The sequence below is a fragment of the Paraburkholderia sp. XV genome, from assembly GCF_020177535.1.
GTDB lineage: Bacteria > Pseudomonadota > Gammaproteobacteria > Burkholderiales > Burkholderiaceae > Paraburkholderia > Paraburkholderia caribensis.
In genome coordinates, this window is sequence record NZ_JAGUUD010000077.1 from 1 (window position 1) to 15,902 (window position 15,902).

Genomic DNA, 15,902 nt, shown 5'->3' on the forward strand with positions numbered 1-15,902 from the left:
CCCGCACAGGGGCGACGCGTGAAGCGAGCTAACAATTCGCGGATGCCAGCGCAAACACCAGCAAACCAAAACCAAAACCAAAACCAAAACCAACATTACCGAAATGTAATCAACCCCCACCCACATCTCGGTATGATCAAACCATCCCCCTCTATCCGCAAAGCGGAGCAGAACAATGCGCATCCTGGTCATCGAGGACGAACCCAAAACAGCCGCCTACCTGAAGAAAGGACTGGAAGAGTCCGGCTATTCAGTCGAGGTAGCGAACGACGGCTCCCACGGCCTGATTCTCGCGCAGGAGGAGGACTACGACGTCATCATCCTCGACGTAATGCTCCCGTGGATGGACGGCTGGACCGTCGTGAAAACGCTGCGCGCCACGCGCACCACCCCCGTGCTCTTTCTCACCGCCCGCGACGACGTCGACGACCGCGTGCGCGGTCTCGAACTCGGCGCCGACGACTACCTCGTCAAACCTTTTGCGTTCGTCGAACTGCTCGCACGCGTACGCACGCTCGCGCGTCGCGGGCCGCCGCGCGAAAGCGAACTGATCCGCATCGGCGACCTGGAAATGGACGTGAACCGCCGCCGCGTCAAGCGCGGCACGACGCGCATCGATCTCACGCCGCGCGAGTTCTCGCTGCTGCAACTGCTCGCGCGCCGGCACGGCGAGGTGCTCAGCCGTACGCAGATCGCGTCGTACGTATGGGACATGAACTTCGACAGCGATACGAACGTCGTCGAAGTCGCCATTCGCCGCCTGCGCAGCAAGATCGACGACAACTTCCCCGTCAAGCTGATTCATACCGTTCGCGGTGTCGGCTATGTGCTCGAAATCAAGGACGCGGGTTGATGCGCGGCCGTTCGATCACCACCACGCTCGCGCTCGCATTCGGCGCGACGACGCTCGCCGTGTTCGTGCTGGTCGGCAACTTTCTGTATCGCGCGCTCGAACGGGAGATCAGTTCGCAGGACGACATGAGCATCGTGCTCGCGGCCCGTCATGCACGACGCCTCGCGCAGGAAATCGAAGCATCGAAAGGCATTCGCGAGCATGGCGACCGCATCACGAGCATCGTGCTGGGCAATCCCGGCATGTCGATGGAAGTGTTCGATCCCGACGGGCAACTCGCCATCGAACACAATCTGACGAGCACGCTCGGCATGCCCATGCCCGCCAGCGACGGCTCGATTCTCGCCACCGGCCGCTCCATTCAGCGCGTGCCGCCAACGGCGCGCATCACGCAAGACGACATCGTCGCGTGGCGCAACAACACGGGCGCGCCGATTCGCGGCGTCGCCACCGACGCAACCTTGCGCGACGGCGAAACCGTCAGCATTCTGATCGCGCGCAACCTGAGCGACCGCTACGAACTGCTCGATCACTACCGCGATCAGATCAAGATCTACGGCATCATTGGCGTGCTGCTGACCACCGTGCTCAGCTACCTGCTGATTCGCGCGGCGATGCGGCCCGTACGCGATATCGCCGCGAGCGCCGCGCAAGTCACCGTGAACCGCCTGAACACGCGCATTGCCGTTAAACGCGTGCCGCGCGAACTCGAAACATTGGTGACCACGCTCAACGCCATGCTCGAACGCATGGATCACGGCTTCAAACAGATGTCGCGTTTCACCGCCGATCTCGCGCACGACATGCGCACGCCGCTCAGCAATATGCGCGGCGCGACGGAAGTCGCGCTCGCACGCACGCGCTCCGCCGACGAATACGAAGCCCTGCTCGCATCGAACCTCGAAGAGTGCGAACGCCTGTCGCGCATGATCGAGAACGTGCTGTTTCTCGCGCGCGCGGAGCATCCACAATTCGTCAAGCATATGCGCGTGTTCGATGCCGTACAGGAACTGACGCGCATCGGCGAGTATTTCGAAGGTGTCGCGGAAGATGCCGGCGTGCGCGTTCGCGTGACAGGCGCCGCGATGCTCACCGCCGATCTCGAACTCTTCCGCCGCGCCATCGGCAACCTGCTCGCGAACGCGCTGCGCTATACACCGCGCGACCGCGAGATCGTGCTCGACGCTCATGAGACCGACGGCAGCGTACGCATCACGGTGTCGAACGAAGGCGAGCCGATTGCGCCCGAACATCTCGAACGGATTTTCGACCGCTTCTATCGCGTCGACCCGTCGCGCAGTTCGTTGCCGTCATCAGGTTCGCCGCAAGGCTCGCCGGGGTCGACGGGGCTGGGCCTCGCAATCGTGCGCACGATCATGGAGCTGCACGGTGGCACCGTGCATGCGGAAAGCGACGCGCGCAGCACGCGCTTCGTGCTGACGTTTCGTTGAGTGCGCGCGCCAAGCTAGCCGCGATTCAGCTGCTATTCAGCGGCTATTGCGGCTCTATTGCGCCCGCAGTCCCGACAGCGTGACGCGAAGCCCCGTACCGTTTTCGTTGTTGTCGATGCTCAGCGTCGCCTGATGGCGTTGCGCGACTTTCAGCGCAATCGCGAGGCCCAGCCCGCTGCCATGTTCCTTGTTGCCCGCGCTGCGATAGAAGCGGTCGAACACGCGTTCGCGCTCCACGTCCGGAATGCCGGGCCCGCTGTCCGACACGCACAGGCCGACGGTGTCGCCATTGCGCTTCAGGATCACATCCACCTTGCCGCCGCGCGGCGTATAGCGGATAGCGTTGTCGATCAGATTGTTGAGCAGCACCTCGATACCGGCTGGCTCGGCGCTGACCTTGTAGGCGTCGTCGGCATCGCGAGAGGGATTGAACTCCAGGCCGAGGTCGATCTGCCGCGCTTCGGCGAGCGTCGAAAAGTCGCCCACGGCGCGCTCGCACAGGCGGCGCAGGCTTACCGGCTCGAAATGCGCGTTGCGCTGCGCGTCTTCGCGCGCCATCGTCAGCAGTTGTTGCACGAGATGGATCAGCCGGTTCAGACGCCCTTCGATGCGCTCGAAAGTCTGCTTGTTGCCGACCAGCGAGCCGTCGCGCTCGGCCCCCTGCAACTGCAGTTTCAATGCGGCGAGCGGCGAGCGCAGTTCGTGTGCAGCGTCGCCGACAAAAGTGCGTTGCGATTGCGATGCGAGGTTCAGGCGGTGCAGCAGGTCATTGAGCGCATCGACGAGCGGCTTCAGTTCGACGGGCATGCGTCCGTCCAGGCGCAGCGGATCGAGCGAATCGAACGAACGGGTCGCGAGTGCGCGCGAGATGCTGCCGATCGGCGCAAGACCGCGTCTCACCACGAACAGCACGATCAGCACGATCACGGGCAGAAGCAGCGCGAGCGGCCACAGCGTGCGCAATGCGAGATGCAGCGCGAGATCTTCGCGCACGGACACGGGTTGCGCGACCTGCACGAACCGGTCGCCTTCCTGTACGCCGAAGACCCGCCAGTGATACTCGTCGCGCTCGACGGTGCGCAAGCCCGGCGGATAGCGCGGCACGTCTATGCCTTCGAGCGACTTGTACACGCTCTGACCTGCGTCGTCCCACACTTCGATGAACAGGCGATCGTCGGCGAGGCCCGCGAAGTCCGGCGTGCGCCGCGCGAGTTCGTTGATGCTGCCGACCGTCGCCGGCACCGAGAGCGCCACCGTGCGCAATTCGTAGTCGAACAGCTCGGTGGCTTCGAGCCGCGCGGTATAGAAAATGCCATACGCCGCGCTCAACGCCGCGAGCGCGAGACCCGCAATCAGCCAGCCGAGCAACCAGCGCCGGATCGACGTCATACGGCGCGCTTGAGCCGGTAGCCGACGCCACGCACCGTCACGATCTGGTCGGCGCCGATCTTGCGCCGCAGGCTATGCACATGCACTTCGATGGTGTTGCTGCCCACTTCCTCGCCCCAGCCATACAGCTTGTCTTCGAGTTCGGAGCGCGTGAAAACGCGCGCCGGCTCTTCGATCAGCGCCTGCAGCAAGCTGAATTCACGCGGCACGAGCGACAGCCGTTCGCCCTTCAGCGTCGCTTCGTGTGCGGCCGGGTTCAAGGTCAGATCGCCGTGCGCGTACTCGGGATGGGCGTGCCCCGTGCGCCGGCGCAGCAACGCGCGTACGCGCGCCGCGAGTTCGTCGAGATCGAAGGGCTTGACGAGATAGTCGTCGGCGCCCGCGTCGAGCCCCGCAATGCGACTCTCGACGGCGTCGCGCGCGGTGAGAATCATCACGGGCGCGCCGCCGCCGCTGCGCCGGTAGCGGCTGAGCACGTCGATGCCATCGGCCTTCGGCAGGCCGAGATCGAGCAGCACCAGATCGTAGACGTCGTGGGCGAGCGACAGCTCGGCTTCGCGCCCGTCGTGCGCCCAGTCGATGGCATAGCCCGCGCCACGCATCGTATCCACGACGGGCTCGCCAATCATTTCGTCATCTTCCACCAGCAGCAAACGCATGGCCCATGCTCTCCGTCGATAGCCTCCATTCTCGAAACCCGTAGCTTAACGCGCCCTTAAGCAGCGCTTCGCCGGAAGGCCGCTCAGACGCTCGCGCCGACGCGCTTCGGTATCGCAGGGAGGCCTTCGCAGGCTTCGCATCGGCCGAAAATCACGAGGCTCGACGCCAGGTAGTGAAAGTGCTGATCGGCGGCGATCTTGGCCTGCTGCTGTTCAAGGCCCGGATCGTACGCGTCCTGAATGCGTCCGCAGCGGTTGCAGACGAGGTGATAGTGGCGCTGCCCGCGATTGAGTTCGTAGATGATGCGCGCATCGCCCAAGGTCGCGCTCGAGATGAGGTCCGCCTCATGCAACTGCGAGAGCGCGCGGTAGACGCTCGCCAGGCTGCAAGGCTCCGGCTCGCGCGACAGCTTGCGATACACCTGATCGGCGGTGAAATGCTCGTGCGGGAGCTCGTGGAAAAGCCTCAGCACGGAGGCCCGGCTCGAGGTCGGGCGCAGGCCGGCCGCTTTTAACGCAGCGTAGATTGCAATCATGGGGAGCCCCGTCCGGTAGCGCAAAGCCTCTGTCGGGCTTCGCAACGGGCCATTCTGGCCGCGCGATCCTTAAGAATTGCTTAGCGGGCTTGCGGGGCGGGCGCAGCGCGTCTTGGTCCTTCGGCGCGCTTTGCGTACGACGCTCAGAGGAGCTCCAGCGTCCTCTCGTCCGGCTTGCCGCCGAAGTATCTGGCGAGCGCTTCGGTGAACACCGGCTCGTCGGGCGCGGCTTTCGAAAACAACGTCATCGACGAATGGAACTTCAGGTAATCCGGATAGCCGAAGATGGTCTCGATCGACCGGCCCTCGACTTCGTTGACGGCCCGCGTCACCTGCTTTAAACGGGGACCGAGCACCGGATGTTGCAAATACGCGACAGCTTCGGGGAGTGAGTCAATGGCAAATTTTTGGGCCATTTGACTCGATCCGAGCCCCTGAAACTGGGGAAAGACATACCACATCCAGTGGGTTTGCTTGCGCCCGCCTCGCAATTCCGCTAGCGCCTGCTCATAAATAGGTGCCTGAGCATCGACGAAGCGTCGAAGGTCGAATTTATCGTCCATCCCGTCCTCCGCAATTCTTTGGCGTGCCGCAGCAAACGCATCCGGCATACCCGCCAACTCCATACAACAACCTTTCAGCCCAGCCTTTCCGACCGTCGGCGCGCCACAAAAGGGGCTCCGATGCGGCATTGCGACACTATGTCTCACCTCTGATCGCGCAATAGTTCGTTCGCATCAAAGTGCTGTACTGCAACACGTGCATTTCGTATTATGCGAGCGCTTATAAAAGGAGCAAGGAAATGCATGCGTTCGTTCGTTTGTTTTTGTAGAGGGCCGCGATGACGAAAAAAATCGCGGGCCGGCTAGCCGGTCTCGTTTCAATTGCCCCAGCCCTCCTGCTTTCGGGGTGCAACAACCTCGAGCTGCTCACGCCGAAAGGCCCCATCGGCGCCGCCGAGAAGTCGCTGATCGCGACCTCGACGTGGGCCATGCTGATCGTCGTGATTCCCGTCATCTTCCTGACGCTGCTGTTCGCATGGCGCTATCGCGCATCGAACAAGTCCGCCGAATACCGTCCGAACTGGTCGCATTCGACGGCAATCGAAGTCGCCGTCTGGACGATCCCCGCCTTGATCATTCTGTTCCTCGCCGTCCTGACGTGGAAGAGCACGCATGAGCTCGACCCGTACAAGCCGCTCGAATCGAACGTGAAGCCGATCAATGTCGAAGTCGTCGCGCTCGACTGGAAGTGGCTGTTCATCTATCCGGATCTCGGCATCGCTTCCGTGAACCAGCTGGCGATTCCCGTGGGCACTCCGGTGAATTTCCGCATCACGTCGGACACGGTGATGAACTCGTTCTTCATCCCGCAACTGGGCGGCCAGATCTACGCGATGGCAGGCATGCAGACGCGTCTGCATCTGCTGGCTGAAGAAGCGGGCGATTACGCCGGCACCTCGGCCAACTTCAGCGGCAAGGGCTTCTCGGACATGAAGTTCCGCGCGCTCGCCGAGTCGCAGCAAGATTTCGACGCATGGGTCGCGAAAGCACGCGCATCGACGGACCACCTCTCCATGGATCGCTATTACGCAGTGGCGAAGCCGGAAGAAAAGGCCTCCGTGTCGTACTTCTCGTCGGTCGATCCCAAGCTCTTCAACAACATTGTTGCCCGCTACAACAACGGTCACGTCATCGACAACATGAAGGACGTGAACTGTGCACCTAACGGGACCAAGGGGTAAGCATGTTCGGTAAATTAACCCTGGAAGACATTCCGTACCACGAACCCATCATCGTGGTCGCAGGCGCCGGGATGATTCTCGGCGCGCTGGCCGTGCTCGGCGCAATCACGTATTTCGGCAAGTGGCGTTACCTGTGGACCGAATGGCTCACGTCGGTCGACCACAAGAAGCTCGGCGTGATGTACATCGTCGTTGCGATGATCATGCTGCTGCGCGGCTTCGCCGACGCGATCATGATGCGTACGCAGCTCGCGCTCGCGTATCACGCGCCTGGCTATCTGCCGCCGCACCACTACGATCAGATCTTCACGGCGCACGGCGTCATCATGATCTTCTTCATGGCGATGGCCTTCATGGTCGGCCTGATGAACCTGATCGTGCCGCTGCAGATCGGTGCACGCGACGTCGCATTCCCGTTCCTGAACTCGCTGTCGTTCTGGATGACGGCGATCAGCGCGATCCTGATCAACATCTCGCTGCTGGTCGGCGAATTCGCGCAAACGGGCTGGCTCGCATACCCGCCGCTGTCGGAGCTGCAGTTCAGCCCGGGCGTCGGTGTCGACTACTACCTGTGGAGCTTGCAGCTGTCGGGTATCGGCACCTTGCTGACGGGCGTGAACTTCTTCGTCACGATCATCAAGATGCGCGCACCCGGCATGACGCTGATGAAGATGCCTGTCTTCACGTGGACTGCGCTGTGCACGAACGTGCTGATCATGGCCGCGTTCCCGATCCTGACCGTCACGCTCGCGCTGCTCGGCCTGGACCGTTACCTCGGCATGCACTTCTTCACGAACGATGCCGGCGGCAACGCCATGCTGTACCTGAACCTGATCTGGGCATGGGGCCACCCTGAGGTCTACATCCTGATCCTGCCGGCGTTCGGTATCTTCTCGGAAGTCATCTCGACGTTCGCGCGCAAGCCGCTGTTCGGCTACAAGACGATGGTCTACGCAACGTGCGCGATCATGGTGCTGTCGTTCCTCGTGTGGCTGCACCACTTCTTCACGATGGGTTCGGGCGCCGACGTCAACGCGTTCTTCGGCATTGCGACGATGGTCATCGCCATCCCGACGGGCGTGAAGGTGTTCAACTGGCTGTTCACGATGTACAAGGGCCGCATCGAGTTCACGACGCCCGTGCTGTGGACGATTGGCTTCATGGTCACGTTCACGATCGGCGGCATGACGGGCGTGATGATGGCGATTCCGGGCGCGGACTTCGTGCTGCACAACTCGCTGTTCCTGATTGCTCACTTCCACAACGTGATCATCGGCGGCGTGCTGTTCGGCTACCTCGCCGGCATGAACTTCTGGTTCCCGAAGGCGTTCGGCTTCAAGCTGAACGAGAAGCTCGGCAAGGCTGCGTTCTGGTTCTGGCAGATCGGCTTCTGGGTTGCGTTCACGCCGCTGTACGTGCTCGGCTTCATGGGCATGACGCGCCGTCTGAACCACTACGACAACCCGGCATGGCACCCGTGGCTGCTGGTTGCCGAACTGGGCGCCGTGCTCGTCGCAATCGGTATCGCCTGCCAGCTGCTGCAACTCGTGGTCTCGATCCGCGACCGCAACAAGCCGGAAAACCGCGACCTGACGGGCGATCCGTGGAACGGCCGTACGCTCGAATGGGCGACGACTTCGCCGCCGCAGATCTACAACTTCGCGACCGTGCCTGTCGTGCATGAACTGGATGCATTCCACGACATGAAGCAACGCGGCAATGTCGAGAAGCCCGTCTACCGCGACATTCACATGCCGTCGAACACCAGCGCTGGTTTCTTCATCGGCGTGTTCAGCCTCGCGCTGGGCTTCGCGTTGACGTGGCACATCTGGTGGCTGGCTATCGCGGCCTTTATCGGCGCGATCGGTACGTGGATCGCACGCAGCTTCGATAACGACACCGACTACTACATCCCCGCCGAAACCGTTCGCATGATGGAAGAACGTAACGGCGCTGGTTCGGGCGCGGCGATCGCCAAGCAACTGCCCGAAGCTGAGGAGATTGCCTGATGCTACAAAAAGCTATTGTTGCGGACCCGCATCATCACGACGCGGAACACGCTCCGTCCAATTCCGTGTTCGGCTTCTGGCTGTACCTGATGACCGACTGCATTCTGTTCGCGGCGCTGTTCGCGACGTTTGCAGTGATGAGCCACCAGTTCGCGGGCGGTCCGAGCGGCAAGGATCTGTTCGAGATCCAGGGCGTGGCGATCGAAACGGCGATCCTGCTGTTCTCGAGTATCACGTACGGTTTCGCGATGCTCGGCGCACACAAGAACAACAAGAGCACCACGTTGTTCTGGCTGGCTGTGACGTTCGTGCTGGGCGCATCGTTCGTCGCGCTGGAAATCCGCGAGTTCTCGCACATGATCGCGGACGGCGCGGGTCCTGACCGCAGCGCGTTCCTGTCGGCGTTCTTCACGCTGGTCGGCACGCACGGCCTGCACGTCACGTCGGGTCTGGTGTGGATGCTGGTGATGATGATTCAGGTGGTGCGCGCGCCCGCTCTGGGTGAGCGCGAACTGCGCCGTCTGACGTGCCTGAGCCTTTTCTGGCACTTCCTGGACATCGTGTGGATCGGTGTTTTTTCGTTTGTCTATCTTGCGAGCGTGATCTAAATGAGCAGCCATTCTCACTCATCACATTCGGCGCACGGGGACGAAAGCCACGGCAGTTTCGGCAGCTACATGATCGGGTTCGTGCTGTCCGTCATTCTGACGGCAGCCGCATTCGGCGTGGTGCTGGCGGGCTGGGCGACGGGCACGCAGGCGCTCTACGCGATCGCCGGTCTCGGCCTCGTGCAGATCATCGTGCACCTGGTGTACTTCCTGCACATGAACACGTCGTCGGGTCAGCGCTGGAACGTGACCGCGTTTGCGTTCACCGTGCTGACGGCTGTTATCGTGATCGGCGGTACGCTGTGGGTCATGCATAACGTCAGCATGAACATGATGTCGCGCTAACCTTGCGTTAAGCGCGCATCCTCGCGCCGGTTGCACATGCCATAGCGTGCGGCCGGCGCGGTTTCCCTCCCCTGCTTCATCTGCGCTTTATTTGCACATCAACTGCTGATCAGTTGCGCGCCAGCATCTCCATCGGACGGCCACGTCCCGTCACGAGACATCCCGACCTGAACGCTTCGCCCTGACTGCTGGCGGCAGCGTCGCCAAACCCTCTGCCCAGCGCATCCAGCTTCACCTGTTCGGCACCTTGCGCGCAAGCGAACGTGCTGGCCTCCCGCGCCTGCGCATGCAGCAGCGCCCGGTCGGCAACCAGGTAAGCCAAAACGGCAATAACGGCGATGTGGAAAACTTTTCTCATGGGTTCGTCTCCTCGCGACTTAAGCGTACAGCGAACAACGGACGCTTAAATCTAGGGCAACCCCTGTAAGCCGCCATTGCGCCGCATCGTGTGGAAGCGCTTCCAGTGCCGCTTTTTTGTGCAGCGCACTTCTCCTGCGCAGGACCATCCAGCAATGTCAATGCCGAGTTTCGCAATAAATAAAAAACGCACTTGTGGCAGCGCAACATTATTATTTTGAGTTATCCTCGTTAACCCTGACCGTCATGCGTTTTGGTTACGCGCGTGCGCAAGCCGCGCATCGTCCCGCGCCCCTCGGGGCCGTCCGTCGAAATGTCCATGTAAGGTTTTTTGATCCTTCGCCCTGGGGGCGAGGGCCTGCTATTCGCGTTCAGGCGTTTCATCAAAGAGCAAATGCACCTCCCATCAGTCCTCGACCTCCTGATCTGGGTCCCCATCGTCGCCGGTATCGTCGTGCTGCTCGGCGGCTCTGACAGCGCGCAAAGCCGCACGCGCTGGCTTGCGCTGATCGGCGCGGCCGTCAGCATCCTGCCCGTCATTCCGCTGGTAGCGGGTTTCGATTCGTCGCTGTCGACGATGCAGTTCGAGCAGCAGTCCGCGTGGCTGCCCGAGTTCGGCATCTCGTATCACCTCGGGGTCGACGGCATTTCGCTGTGGTTCACCGTGCTGACGGCCGTGACGACGCTGATCATCGTGATCGCGTCGTGGGAATCGATCACCACGCGCGTCGCGCAGTACTACGGCGCGTTCCTGCTGCTGTCCGGCTGCATGCAAGGCGTGTTCACGTCGCTCGACGGCATGCTGTTCTTCGTGTTCTTCGAAGCGTCGCTGATTCCGCTGTATCTGCTGATCGGCACGTGGGGCGAAAAGCGCCGCGTCTACGCAGCCGTGCGTTTCTTCTTCTTTTCGCTGGTCGGCTCGCTCGCGATGCTCGCCGCGCTGATCTACCTCTGGGCGCACTCGCACACGTTCGACATCGCCACGTGGCGCACGCTGAAGCTCGACTTCATGCCGCAGATCATGGTGTTCATCGGCTTTGTCGCGGCCTTCTCGGTGAAGGTGCCGATGTGGCCCGTGCACACGTGGCTGCCCGACGTCCACTCGGATGGCCCGACGGGCGCCGCCGTGCTGCTCGGCATGCTGAAGATGGGCGGCTACGGCCTGCTGCGCTTCGCGCTGCCTATCGTCCCGGACGCCTGCCACTTCTTCGCACCGGCGATGATCGCGCTGTCGCTGGTCGCGGTGATCTACGGCAGCCTGCTCGCGCTCGCGCAGACCGACATGCGCAAGCTGCTCGCCTACTCCGCCGTCGCGCACATGGGCCTCGTCACGCTCGGCCTGTTCACGTTCGACCGCATGGGCACGGAAGGCGCCGTGGTGCAGATGCTGTCGTACGGCATCGTGTCGGGCGCGATGCTGCTGTGCACGGGCATGCTGTTCGACCGCACGAAGAACGGCTCGATCGATGCCTACGGCGGCGTCGCCAACTCGATGCCCAAGCTCGCCACGTTTGCGATGCTGTTCTCGATGGCGAACGTCGGCTTGCCGGGCACGTCGGGTTTCGTCGGCGAGTTTCTGGTGCTGATGGGCGCGATCCGCTTCAACTTCTGGGTTGGCGCGACGGCTGCGCTGACGCTGATCCTGAGCGCCGCGTACACGCTGTGGATGTACAAGCGCGTGATGTTCGGCGCGGTCAAGAACACGCGCGTGTCGAGCCTGCGCGATCTGGGCCGCCGCGAATTCGTGCTGCTCGGCGCGATGGCCGTGCTGGTGCTGGCTATCGGCGTGCGTCCGAAGACCTTCACGGACGCGATCGGCCCGGCCACGGAAAACCTCGTTGCGCAAGCACAGGGCTCCGCGCTGCCGACGGATACGGGCGTCGCTTCGAACAACCGTGCGCCGGCTGCTGCGCCTCGTATGCCGGGCTGATCGGCTTCGACGGCAAGCATTCGACGGGCGTCCATCGGACGCCCGTTTTTATTTGCGTTGGCGCATCCGCGTTGGCGCATTTGCGTTGGCGCATTCGCGCTGGCGCATTTGCGCTGGCGCATTTGCACAGGCCCAACAAAAAACGGCCTCGCATCGCTGCGAGGCCGTTTCTACATCGAGCCTGAAACGCGCGCTTATCCGCCGCGCCTCTCCATAAAACCGCCGAAGAACGCTCGCGCGTTCGCTTCGAGACTTTCCAGGTGATAGCCGCCTTCCTGCACGATCACGGAAGGCAAGCGCAACGCGCCGATCGCTTCACCGAGCCGCCCGAAACCTTCCGTCGTGACGGCCACCTGCGACTGCGGATCATCCTTGTAGATGTCGAAGCCCAGCGCGAGCACCAGCGCGTCGGGCTCGAAGCGCGTCAACACACGCAGTGCGTCGTCGAGCCTGTCGAAGAACACCGCTTCCGACGAACCATGCGGCATCGGCAGATTGACGTTGAAGCCATCGCCCGAACCCGCACCGCGCTCTTCCTCATAGCCCGCTACCACGGGATAAAAGTTGATCGGATCGCCGTGAATGGAGATGTACAGCACGTCGTCGCGTCCGTAGAAAATCTCCTGCACGCCCTGGCCGTGATGCATGTCGGTGTCGAGGATCGCGACGCGCCTGAAGCGGCTGCGCAACGACTGCGCCGCAATGGCCGCGTTGTTCAGATAACAGAAGCCGCCCGCCGCATCGGCGCGTGCGTGATGGCCCGGCGGCCGGCACAGCGCATAGGTTTCGCGCGCGCCTGCGTTGACGGCCGACGCCGCCGCCAACGCGCTCTGCGCCGACCAGTACGCGGCACGCCACGTATTCGCGCCCACGGGGCAACTGCCGTCGGCAAGATATCGCGCCGCCTTCGCGAGCACGCCGCGCAACGGATTCGGATCGCGCACGTAGATGTTCGACATTACTTCGTCGCCCCAGTCGTCGGGCATCTTCTTCCAGTCGCGGTGCGCCTCTTCCAGAAAGCGCAGATAGTTCATGTCGTGCACAGCGGCAATGGCGGCCGTGCCATGATCGGCCGGTTCGACGACATCGAAGTCCAGCGACTTCGCCGCGGCCACCAGCCGCGCCGCGCGTTCGGGCACTTCCTGCGGCTCACGCATCTGGCCACGCGACAGATAAGAGCGCGGATGATGCAGCAGTTGTTCGGGGTGAAAAAAAGTCTTCATCGCCAATCCTTTCTTATTGCGCATCCGCCGTCGCCATCGCGCCCGCGCGCGCCAGCACCGCATTGAGCAGCACGTTCGCGCCGCGCGTGACGTCTTCAGGCAGCGCGTCTTCGGCCTCGTTGTGCGACAGTCCGTCGACGCACGGAATAAACACCATCGCCGTCGGGCAATAACGCGCGAGATGAATCGCATCGTGACCTGCGCCGCTGACGATGCGTTCGTTCGAATAGCCGAGCGCTTCGACCGCTTGCGCCACCAGATCGACGCATGCGCTATCGAACGGCGTCGCGGGGCTGCGCCAGTACGTTTCGACGCGAAGCTGCACGCCGCGCGCTTGCGCCACGCGCTCGAAGGCCGCGCGCAGATCACGCTCCATCGCATCGACTTCGCTGTCTTCGTGATGACGCAGATCGACGGTGAACGACACTTCGCCTGCAATCGTGTTGCGCGACGCATTCCTGATGCCGACCTGCCCGATCGTCACGAGCCCGCGCGGCGCGTAGCGTTCGACGATGCGCTCCAGCTCCGTCGCCATCTGCGCGCTCGCAAAGTAAGCATCCTTGCGATACGGCATCGGCGTCGTGCCCGCATGCGCGGCCATGCCCGTCACCGTGACGTCGAGCCAGCGGATCGCCTGGCCGCCCGTCACGACGCCGATGGTCGTGCCGTTCGCTTCGAGCACGGGGCCTTGCTCGATATGCGCTTCGAAATACGCATCGACGGCCTGGCCTTTAACCGCGCGTGCGCCGCGATAGCCGCTCTTTGTCAGCGCATCGGCGAGCGTGATGTGATCGGCGTCTTCCTTCGCCAGCGCGTCGTCGAGCGACGTGATACCCGTGAACACCGCAGAACCGAGCATCGCAGGCGTGAAGCGCGCGCCTTCCTCGTTGGTCCACGAGACGATTTCGATTGGCTTCTCCGTCACGATGTTGGCGTCGTTCAGCGCGCGCACCAGTTCGAGCGCGGCAAGCACGCCGTAGACGCCGTCGAAGCGGCCGCCTTCCGGCTGCGTGTCGAGATGGCTGCCGATCAGCACAGGCGCTGCATCCTGCTGCGCACCTTCGCGGCGCGCGAACAGATTGCCGATTTCGTCGATGCTCACCGTCATGCCCGCGTCGCGGCACCACGTGGCGAACAGATCGCGGCCGCGCACGTCTTCATCGGTGAGCGCAAGACGCCGCACGCCGCCCTTCGGCGTCGCGCCGATTTGCGCCATGTCCGTCAGGCTTCGCCAAAGGCGCGCGCCGTCGATTTGCAACAGATCTTTCATGAGTCTTCCGGGTCGTTCAACGTGAGTTCGGTTCAATGCGCGCCGACGGCTTCAGCCTGTTCCGCGTGCGCCGCGCGCCGTGCGTCGAGCGCGACGATGCACACCAGCGAAATCCCCGCGAGGCAGGTATAGAACACCGCGAGCGGCCACCATTGGCCCGTATAGCGATGCGCGAGCCACGTGCCGACCAGCGGCGTGAGACCGCCCGCCACCGCGCCGCACACCTGGTACGCGAGCGAGATGCCCGAGTAGCGCACGCGTGTCGGGAAGATGCCGCTGACGAAGCCTGCGATCACCGAGTAGAAGCTCGCCATGCAGACCACGGCAATCGCGATGCCGATCACCATCGGCACGGCCGAGCCGCTTTGCACGAGCATGAACATCGGATACGGCGAGATCATCGCGAGCAAGGCCGCGATCTTCAGGAAGCGCGCGCCGCCGATGCGCTCTGCCAGCCAAGCGGCTAGCGGCTGCGACACGAACTGGATGATCGCGACGGCGAACAGGCAATCGAGAATCAGCGAGCGCGTCACGCCGACGTATTGCGTCGTGTACGCGATCATGAACGTGTTGGTGAAGTACACGCCCGCAATACCGATCGTATTCGCGCCGATGCACAGCAGCACGAGGCCCCATGCCGAGCTGAACACTTCGGCGATGGGCAGCTTCGCCGTGCGGTTCGATTCCTTCACACGCTGGAATTCCGGCGATTCGTTCACGCCGAGACGGATCACGATACCGACGATCAACAACACGGAGCTGGCGAGGAACGGCAGACGCCAGCCCCACGACATGAAGTCCGCCTTGTCCATCGAGGTCACCGCGCGAAACGCGATCAGCGACAGAATCAGTCCCGCCGGGCTGCCTAGCTGCGCAAACGAAGCGAAGAACGTGCGGCGCCCTTGCGGCGCATGTTCGCCCGCCATCAGCACCGCGCCGCCCCACTCGCCGCCAACCGCAATCCCCTGCACGACGCGCAGCAGCACGAGCAACACCGGCGCAAGCATGCCGACTTTCGAATAGTCGGGCAGCAGGCCGACGCACACGGTCGCAACGCCCATCATCATCAGCGTGGTCATCAGCGCTTTCTTGCGGCCGATGCGGTCGCCAAGATGGCCGAACACGATGCCGCCCAGCGGCCGCGCGAAAAAGCCCACGGCAAAGGTCGCGAACGACGCCATCGTGCTGACGAAGCGGTCGCCCGACGGAAAGTACAGCTCGCCGAATACGAGCGCGGCGGCCGTCGCGTAGATATAGAAGTCGTACCACTCGATCATCGTGCCGATGAACGCGGCCGTTGCGGCGCGTCCCGGCTGACGGGCGGTACTGATGGCTTGGGTCATGCTGGCTCCTGATACACGTCTGACGTGGGTTGAACCCGTGGTTTCGCGCGCGGTGTTGGGATGGATATGCCGCCCTTCTCCCCGGGCGGTCGCGCGCCACGGCATGTGACATTTATCGGCGGCCAGAAAACATTAGTCAAATTTCGAGTTATTATTCGGTTCATAAATTCAACTTATAATTTCCT

The 15,902-nt window shown here is 62.8% G+C and carries 15 protein-coding genes; 7 read left to right on the forward strand and 8 right to left on the reverse strand.

What is annotated here, in order from left to right; all coding sequences use genetic code 11:
* The first annotated feature begins 175 nt into the window (after positions 1-175).
* A complete protein-coding gene (locus KFO72_RS28550) occupies positions 176-853 on the forward strand; it encodes a heavy metal response regulator transcription factor (protein ID WP_035999940.1) in 678 nt (225 codons plus the stop codon).
* Positions 853-2,304 carry a heavy metal sensor histidine kinase gene (locus KFO72_RS28555; RefSeq protein WP_224099426.1) on the forward strand — a complete coding sequence of 484 codons (1,452 nt, stop codon included), beginning with the start codon at positions 853-855 and terminating at the stop codon, positions 2,302-2,304. Before KFO72_RS28550 ends, KFO72_RS28555 begins: the two co-directional genes overlap by 1 nt.
* Positions 2,305-2,358: 54 nt before the next feature.
* Here the strand turns inward: KFO72_RS28555 and KFO72_RS28560 are convergent, their stop codons facing one another.
* The 4 genes from KFO72_RS28560 to KFO72_RS28575 form a co-directional block, all read right to left on the reverse strand.
* Positions 2,359-3,693, reverse strand: coding sequence for a sensor histidine kinase (locus tag KFO72_RS28560; protein ID WP_225033521.1), 1,335 nt, complete (start codon positions 3,691-3,693; stop codon positions 2,359-2,361).
* The gene (locus KFO72_RS28565) at positions 3,690-4,352 is read right to left on the reverse strand and encodes a response regulator (RefSeq protein WP_225033522.1); all 663 of its coding nucleotides are present in this window, start codon (positions 4,350-4,352) and stop codon (positions 3,690-3,692) included. Before KFO72_RS28565 ends, KFO72_RS28560 begins: the two co-directional genes overlap by 4 nt.
* A gap of 83 nt (positions 4,353-4,435) precedes the next feature.
* Positions 4,436-4,888: a Fur family transcriptional regulator gene (locus KFO72_RS28570; RefSeq protein WP_054932976.1), complete on the reverse strand. Its 453-nt coding sequence runs from the start codon at positions 4,886-4,888 to the stop codon at positions 4,436-4,438.
* Positions 4,889-5,031: 143 nt separating this feature from the next.
* Positions 5,032-5,451, reverse strand: coding sequence for a DUF1810 domain-containing protein (locus KFO72_RS28575; RefSeq protein WP_054933005.1), 420 nt, complete (start codon positions 5,449-5,451; stop codon positions 5,032-5,034).
* 278 nt (positions 5,452-5,729) lie between these two features.
* Here KFO72_RS28575 and cyoA point away from each other — a divergent pair, with 278 nt between their 5' ends.
* From cyoA to cyoD, 4 genes are read left to right on the forward strand one after another with little or no spacing between them, the layout of a single operon-like run.
* Positions 5,730-6,632, forward strand: a complete 903-nt coding sequence (cyoA, locus tag KFO72_RS28580; protein ID WP_225033523.1) for a ubiquinol oxidase subunit II — start codon at positions 5,730-5,732, stop codon at positions 6,630-6,632.
* Between the two features lie 2 nt (positions 6,633-6,634).
* Positions 6,635-8,641: a cytochrome o ubiquinol oxidase subunit I gene (cyoB, locus tag KFO72_RS28585; RefSeq protein ID WP_054932978.1), complete on the forward strand. Its 2,007-nt coding sequence runs from the start codon at positions 6,635-6,637 to the stop codon at positions 8,639-8,641.
* Positions 8,641-9,249: a cytochrome o ubiquinol oxidase subunit III gene (cyoC, locus tag KFO72_RS28590; protein ID WP_007743998.1), complete on the forward strand. Its 609-nt coding sequence runs from the start codon at positions 8,641-8,643 to the stop codon at positions 9,247-9,249. The genes cyoB and cyoC overlap by 1 nt, the downstream gene beginning before the upstream one ends.
* Entirely contained in the window at positions 9,250-9,594 is a 345-nt protein-coding gene (cyoD, locus tag KFO72_RS28595) for a cytochrome o ubiquinol oxidase subunit IV (protein WP_035999922.1), read from the forward strand.
* A gap of 109 nt (positions 9,595-9,703) precedes the next feature.
* On the opposite strand, the gene KFO72_RS28600 is transcribed toward cyoD, so the two are convergent.
* Complete coding sequence (locus KFO72_RS28600; RefSeq protein WP_054932979.1) at positions 9,704-9,952, reverse strand: hypothetical protein; 249 nt, start codon at positions 9,950-9,952, stop codon at positions 9,704-9,706.
* Positions 9,953-10,345: 393 nt separating this feature from the next.
* On the opposite strand from KFO72_RS28600, the gene KFO72_RS28605 reads away from it, so the two are divergent.
* Complete coding sequence (locus KFO72_RS28605; RefSeq protein WP_060604177.1) at positions 10,346-11,881, forward strand: complex I subunit 4 family protein; 1,536 nt, start codon at positions 10,346-10,348, stop codon at positions 11,879-11,881.
* 194 nt (positions 11,882-12,075) lie between these two features.
* Here KFO72_RS28605 and KFO72_RS28610 read toward each other — a convergent pair whose 3' ends face one another.
* The 3 genes from KFO72_RS28610 to KFO72_RS28620 are packed head-to-tail and all read right to left on the reverse strand — an operon-like array spanning position 12,076 to position 15,717.
* On the reverse strand, positions 12,076-13,104 hold the full coding sequence (locus KFO72_RS28610) for a histone deacetylase family protein (protein WP_225033524.1): 1,029 nt from the start codon (positions 13,102-13,104) through the stop codon (positions 12,076-12,078).
* Between the two features lie 13 nt (positions 13,105-13,117).
* On the reverse strand, positions 13,118-14,374 hold the full coding sequence (locus tag KFO72_RS28615) for a Zn-dependent hydrolase (protein ID WP_225033525.1): 1,257 nt from the start codon (positions 14,372-14,374) through the stop codon (positions 13,118-13,120).
* A gap of 32 nt (positions 14,375-14,406) precedes the next feature.
* Positions 14,407-15,717 carry an MFS transporter gene (locus KFO72_RS28620; RefSeq protein WP_107202072.1) on the reverse strand — a complete coding sequence of 437 codons (1,311 nt, stop codon included), beginning with the start codon at positions 15,715-15,717 and terminating at the stop codon, positions 14,407-14,409.
* Positions 15,718-15,902: the final 185 nt, after the last annotated feature.